The organism is Duganella vulcania (assembly GCF_009857655.1).
GTDB classification, from domain to species: domain Bacteria; phylum Pseudomonadota; class Gammaproteobacteria; order Burkholderiales; family Burkholderiaceae_D; genus Rugamonas; species Rugamonas vulcania.
The window spans coordinates 68,731-74,962 of record NZ_WWCX01000024.1 but is presented as its reverse complement, the minus strand read 5'-3'; the positions used below and the strand labels follow the sequence as shown (position 1 = coordinate 74,962).

The 6,232-nt window shown below is 68.0% G+C and carries 5 protein-coding genes; 3 read left to right on the top strand and 2 right to left on the bottom strand.

Annotation, left to right across the window (positions count from 1 at the left end; all coding sequences use genetic code 11):
• The 3 genes from GTP90_RS15720 to GTP90_RS15710 form a co-directional block, all read left to right on the top strand.
• A partial coding sequence (locus GTP90_RS15720) for an HlyD family secretion protein (RefSeq protein ID WP_161084433.1) occupies positions 1-1,902 on the top strand: 1,902 nt, incomplete at its 5' end.
• A complete protein-coding gene (locus tag GTP90_RS15715) occupies positions 1,899-3,101 on the top strand; it encodes an efflux RND transporter periplasmic adaptor subunit (RefSeq protein ID WP_161084432.1) in 1,203 nt (400 codons plus the stop codon). The genes GTP90_RS15720 and GTP90_RS15715, both read left to right, overlap by 4 nt.
• The gene (locus GTP90_RS15710; RefSeq protein WP_161084431.1) at positions 3,098-4,330 is read left to right on the top strand and encodes an ABC transporter permease; all 1,233 of its coding nucleotides are present in this window, start codon (positions 3,098-3,100) and stop codon (positions 4,328-4,330) included. The genes GTP90_RS15715 and GTP90_RS15710 overlap by 4 nt, the downstream gene beginning before the upstream one ends.
• A gap of 104 nt (positions 4,331-4,434) precedes the next feature.
• On the opposite strand, the gene hemB is transcribed toward GTP90_RS15710, so the two are convergent.
• A complete protein-coding gene (gene hemB, locus GTP90_RS15705) occupies positions 4,435-5,445 on the bottom strand; it encodes a porphobilinogen synthase (protein ID WP_161084430.1) in 1,011 nt (336 codons plus the stop codon).
• A 26-nt stretch (positions 5,446-5,471) separates the two neighbouring features.
• A complete protein-coding gene (gene yihA / locus GTP90_RS15700; RefSeq protein ID WP_161084429.1) occupies positions 5,472-6,200 on the bottom strand; it encodes a ribosome biogenesis GTP-binding protein YihA/YsxC in 729 nt (242 codons plus the stop codon).
• Positions 6,201-6,232: the final 32 nt, after the last annotated feature.

Sequence of the window (6,232 nt, the reverse complement as noted above, 5' to 3'; positions counted from 1 at the left end):
GCCGCCTCGACCGCCAGCGCCGCGCCGGGCAACGCCGGTGCCGTGCCGGCCCCGCCTCCCGCGTCGCGCCCGGTGCTGCTGAGCGGCGAAGTGGAAGCGCTGGACACGCAAACCATCGTCGTGCCGCCATCGAACTCATCGCCGCTGGTGCTGCGCAACTTCGTGGCCGAGGGCACGCCGGTCAAGGCCGGCGACCTGGTGCTGCGCATTGAAACCGGCGGCGCCGCCAATATCGACCGCCTGAAGACCGAACTGGACCGCACCATCGCGCGCGTCGAACGCGAGACCGCCACCCTTGAAGCGGGCGCCATCGACACCGAGAAAGCACTGATCAGCGCCGAAGCCGCGCTGGCCAAGGCCAAGGTGGACGCCGCGCTGCCCAAGCAGCAGATCGCCGCGCTGAACTACGACCGCAACCAGGCCGAGCTCGACCGCGCCACCCGCGACCTGGCGGTCAAGCTCGAAGCGCGCGACAACTACCGGCAATCGGTGGTGCGCCGGCGCGAGGACGGCGAGCTGGAGGTGAAGAAGATGCAGATCAACCTGGCCTTCCAGACCGTCCAGCTCAAGCAGTCCGAAGTGCGCGCCACGCGCGACGGCGTGGTGGTGCACGGCTACAGCCCGTGGAAGGGCGAACGCTTCGAGGAAGGCTCGTCGGCCTGGCCGGGCAATGCCGCCGGCGTGGTGCAGGGCGAGGGCCAGATGGCGGTCACCGCCTGGGTGCTGGAGGCCGACCGTCCCTACCTGTCCGAAGGCCAGCAGCTCGGCCTGCGCTTCGACGCGCTGCCCGGCGCCGCGCTGACCGGCAAGATCAAATCCATCACCAGCGCGCCGGAAGCGCGCGCCAGCTGGGGCAACGGACGTTACTTCCGCGTCCGGATCGCCCTGCCGGAAGGCCATGGCCTGCCGCTGGTGGCGGGCATGAGCGTGTTTGCCGAACCGCACGCCGCGGCAGCCGCCGCGAACGCCGCGCACAAGCCGGCCGTCGCCGCCGAGCCGCCCGCCATCGAGGGCGAGATCGCCTCGCGCCAGGCGCTGCCGGTGTCGCCGCCCACCATCCCGTATGTGTGGCAATACAAGCTGGCCAGCATCGCCCCCGAGGGCGCGCTGGTCAACGCCGGCCAGCCGATCGCGCAATTCGAATCGGGCGAGGTGACCACCCAGCTGATGCAGCATCAGGGCCAGCTGCGGGAAAAGCAGCGCGCGCTGGAAAAGCTGCAGCTCGACCAGGCCGAGGCCGACCGCGCCGGCGAGCTGGCCGTGGCCGAGGCGCAAAGCAACGCCGAAAAGGCCGAACGCAAAGCCAGCCAGCCGAAGGAACTGATACGCCGCGTCGACTACGACAAGCTGGTCATCGAGCGCACGGAAAAGACCGCGCTGGCCAAGCTGGCGGTCGAGCAGCGCGCCGTGCAGATCCGCGCGCGCCGCGCCGAGCTCACCGGCCTGCAGGCGGAAGTGGCGGACCTGCAGCAGCAACTGGCCGCGCTGACCAGGGGCCAGGCGGCGCTGACCGTGCTGGCGCCGCGCAAGGGACTGCTGATGTACCGCACCACCTTCTCGGGCGAGAAGTTCGCCGTCGGCAGCCAGGTGTGGATGGGGCTGTCGGTGGCCACGCTGGCCGACCCGGACCAGCTGTACGTCAACGCCACCATCCCGGAGGCGCAGGCGTCGAACGTGCGCATCGGCCAGCGGGCCCGCGTGACCGTGCCGGGCGCCAACCAGGCGCTGAGCGCGCACGTGGTGGCGCTGGGCCGCGCCTTCCACGGCAAATCCACCGCGCAATCGACCATCGTGCGCGATCTCGAACTGCAGTTTGACGGCACGCCCACCGGCCTCAAACCGGGCGCCGCCGTGCAGGCGGTGCTGGTGGCGGACGCGCACGGCAAGGAACGGAAACAATGAACAAAACCAGTGTGGCATTGATGCTGCTGGCGCTGGCCGGCTGCGGCGGCGACGCCGCGGTCGCGCCCGGCGCGGTCGAAACCCTGGCCGCGCGGCCGTGGGCCGAAACGCTGTCGGTGGACGGCGAGATCAAGGCCGCCGCCAGCACCGCGCTGACCGTGCCCGGCAGCGGCTGGAAAAGCCGGGTGCTGGTCGACATGGTGGCCGACGGCAGCACCGTCCGCAAGGGCGAGGTGGTGGCGCGTTTCGACGCGCCGCAGGCGCGCATGGAGTTGTCGCAGGCCGAGCTGGAACTGCTGCGCAAGACCATCGCCGAAGCCGGCAACACCGGCAACGCCTCGGTCGAGCGCAGCACGCTGGCCGGCGAGCGCGCCAAGGTCGAGGACGACCTGAGCCTGAGCCAGCGCTACGCCAAGGTCGACCTGACCATCTACGCGCGCAACACCATCCTCGACGCGCTGGCCGACGTCGGCTTCCTCAGTACCAAGCGCGGCTACCTGGACTGGAAGGGCGGCCAGGCCAAGGCGCGCACGGCCGCGCAGGACGCGCTGCTGCACTCGCAGCGCGACAGCGTGGAGCAGACGGCCAAGCGCAACCGCGACAGCCTGGACGCGCTGGAACTGGTGGCGCCACACGACGGCGTGTTCCTGCTGGTGCCGCGCTGGGACGGCGCCAAGCCGGAGATCGGCTCCAGCCAGTCGGCCGGGCAGGAATTCGGCATGCTGCCGGACCTGCGCCAGCTGGTGGCGCACTTCACCGTGGCCGAGGGCCAGGCCTTCGGCTTGAAGGCCGGGCTGCCGGTGCAGGCGCGGCTGGCCGGCACCGGCACCGCGCTGACGCTGACCATCACCCGCGTCGGCAGCAGCGCCAGCACCACCTCCACCGACTCGCCGGTCAAGTACAGCGACTTCGACGCCGCCATCCCCAACGACGCCGCGGTCAAGCTGGGCCTGAAGCCGGGCCAGGCGCTGCGTGGCACGGTGCAGCTGGTGACGCGGCCGGCCGCGCTGACCGTGCCCAACCTGGCGCTGGTGCAGGACGGCGCGGGCTACGCCGTCTACACCGACGAGCAGGGCAAGCCGGTGCGGCACAAGATCGAGCTGGGCCAGCGCGGCCCGGTGCGTAGCGAACTCAAAAGCGGATTGACGGCCGGCGCGCGCATCGTGCTGCTGCCGCCGTCGACGGCGGTGAAATCATGAATATGTCCTTGATACGGGAGGCCGTGACCGAACTGCTGCGGCGCAAGCTGCGCACCGGGCTCACGCTGCTGGGCATGATCTTCGGCGTGGCCGCCATCGTCGCCATGCTGGCGGTGGGCGAGGGCAGCAAGCGCGAGGCGCTGCGGCTGGTGGCCGAGCTGGGACTGGACAACGTGCTCATCGAAAGCAAGGCCATCGAGCCCGAGCAGTTGAAGGAAATCCGCACCCGTTCGCTGGGCCTGTCCGCCGCCGACGCCGACGCGGCGTTGTCGGTGGTGCCGGGCGCGCAGTCGGTGGCGCTGAAAAAGGAAATCAAGGTCGACCAGCTGGTGTTGGGCGACAAGGTGGTGGCCGGGCGCGCCTATGCCGTGTCGCCATCGTACGCGGCGCATGGCGGCCTGCAGGTGGCGGCAGGCCGCTGGCTGGCGGTGCAGGACGGCGCCACGCTGGCGCCGGTGTGCGTGCTTGGCGCGCGGCTGGCGCACACCCTGTTTGGCGACGGCGCGGCGATCGGCCAGCGGGTCAAGCTCAACCACGTGTGGCTGGAAGTGGTGGGCGTGCTGGCCGACCGCGCGCAAAGCAAGTCCGACTTCGAAGGCGTCAAGCTGGGGCTGGATGACGAGCGCCTGTTCGTGGCGTGGGAGACGGGGCGCGCGCGCTTCAGTTTCAAGCGCATCGAGGACGAGGTGGACGGCATCAGCGTGCGCCTGGGCGGCGGCGTCGCGCCCGACAGCGCGGCGCGCGTGCTGCAGGCATTGATCACGCAGCGCCACGGCGGCGCCGACGACACCAACCTGATCGTACCGATGGGCCTGTATCGCCAGAACCAGCAGACGCAGCGGATCTTCACCATCGTCATGAGTTCGATCGCGGCGGTATCGTTGCTGGTGGGCGGCATCGGCATCATGAACATCATGCTGGCCAACGTGCTGGAGCGGCGGCGGGAAGTGGGCCTGAAGCGCGCGCTGGGCGCGCGGCGGCGGGACGTGATCGAACAGTTCCTGGCCGAAGCCCTGGTCATTGCCGTCAGCGGCGCCCTGCTGGGCGTCATGCTGGGTGCGATCGCCGCCTACAGCATCGCCGCCTTGGCCGGCTGGTCGGTCGCCTGGTCACCGTTGAGTTTGATCGTAGCGGTCCTGCTGTGTGTCGGCGTAGGGTTGGCGTTCGGCGTCTTCCCCGCCCGCCAAGCCGCCGCCCTCGATCCTATCGCCGCCCTGCGCAGCGACTAAATAAAATTGGGGTCAAGTCTGACATTCGGACACGAGCTCTGCAGTAGGCGCGCGCCTACTGCAGAGCTCGTGTCCGAATGTCAGACTTGACCCCAAATTGCTTTTTAAGCTTTGAGCAGGCGGGCGACGTCCAGCGCGAAGTAGGTCAGCACGGCGTCGGCGCCGGCGCGCTTGAAGGCCAGCATCGATTCCATCATCACTTTGTCGTGGTCCAACCAGCCGTTTTGCGCGGCGGCCTTGATCATCGCGTATTCACCACTGACCTGGTACGCAAAAGTCGGTACCTTGAACTCGTCCTTGACCCTGCGCACAATATCCAGGTAGGGCATGCCAGGCTTGACCATCACCATGTCCGCGCCCTCGGCCAGGTCCAGCCCCACTTCGCGCAACGCTTCGTCGCTGTTGGCCGGGTCCATCTGGTAGGTGTTCTTGTCGCTCTTGCCCAGGTTCTTGGCCGAGCCGACCGCGTCGCGGAACGGGCCGTAGAACGCCGACGCATACTTGGCCGAGTACGCCATGATGCGCGTGTGGATGTGCCCCTTGGCCTCCAGCGCCGCGCGCACCGCGCCGATGCGCCCGTCCATCATGTCCGACGGCGCCACCACGTCCACGCCGGCGTCCGCCTGGCACAGGGCCTGGCGCACCAGCATGTCGGTGGTGAGGTCGTTGATCACATAGCCGTTTTCATCGATCAGGCCGTCCTGGCCGTGGCTGGTGTACGGGTCCAGCGCGACATCGGTCAGGATGCCCAGCTCGGGGAAGGCTTGCTTCAAGGCGCGCACGGCGCGCGGCACCAGGCCGTCCGGGTTGGTCGCCTCGATGCCGTCCGGCGTCTTTTTGGACGCGTCGATCACCGGGAACAGCGCCAGCACCGGGATGCCCAGTTCCACGCACTCCTGCGCCACCTTCAGCAGCAGATCCACCGACACCCGCTCCACGCCCGGCATCGACAATACCGGCTCGCGCTGCTGCGTGCCTTCCAGGATAAACACCGGGTAGATCAAGTCCGCGGCGGTGACGTTGTTTTCGCGCATCAGGGCGCGCGAGAACGGGTCGCGGCGCATGCGGCGCATGCGGATGGCGGGGAATTGGGCGGAAACGTGTGGATTGTGCATCGCTAAAACTTTCCTATGCTGTGAGGTTATTGCTCGTCTGGCTCGACGTCGTCTTCCATCTCGATCAGATCGACCTGGGCCGCTGCTTCGTCATCGCTGACGCCGGCCAGTTCCAGGATCTTGTCGTTGGCTTCTTCGATGCCGATCCGCTTGAGCGCGGAGAACAGTTGCACGGTGAAAGGGAAACCTTCGCCGTCTTCGTCGACATAGCTGTCCAGCTTGGCCTTGGCCTGGCGCAGCACGTTGACGGATTCATTGCGGTTCAGTTTGTCAACCTTGGTCAGAATGCAATGGATCGGCTTGCCCGTCGGGGCGAACCATTCCAGCATCTGGATGTCCAGTTCGGTGAACGGGCGGCGCGAATCCATGATCAAGATCAAGGCCGCCAGTTGCTCGCGGCGCTGGACGTAGTCGCCCAGCAGGCGCTGCCAGTGCAGCTTGGCCGAGCCGGAGACTTCCGCGTAGCCGTAGCCCGGCAAGTCCACCAGCAGGCATTCGATCTCGTCGACGATGGTCGGATCCTTGCGGTGCTGCGCCACGTGCGCGCCGCCGATGGAGAAGTAGTTGATGTGCTGCGTGCGGCCAGGCGTCTTGGACGCGAACGCCAGGCCCTTCTGGTTGCACAGGATGTTGATGGCGGTCGATTTGCCGGCGTTGGAGCGACCTGCAAAGGCGATTTCCGGCACCGTGGTGTCGGGCAGATCGCGCAATTGGTTGACGGTCGTAAAGAAGCGGGCTTGCCAGAGTTTGGACATGAGATGGGGGAAATGCAACAAAAGGGAGCAAA

Coding starts and splice junctions, on each gene's coding strand:
- GTP90_RS15710 (WP_161084431.1), top strand. CDS start 3,098: ATGAATATGTCCTTGATACGGGAGGCCGTGACCGAACTGCTGCGGCGC.
- yihA (WP_161084429.1), bottom strand. CDS start 6,200: ATGTCCAAACTCTGGCAAGCCCGCTTCTTTACGACCGTCAACCAATTG.
- hemB (WP_161084430.1), bottom strand. CDS start 5,445: ATGCACAATCCACACGTTTCCGCCCAATTCCCCGCCATCCGCATGCGC.
- GTP90_RS15715 (WP_161084432.1), top strand. CDS start 1,899: ATGAACAAAACCAGTGTGGCATTGATGCTGCTGGCGCTGGCCGGCTGC.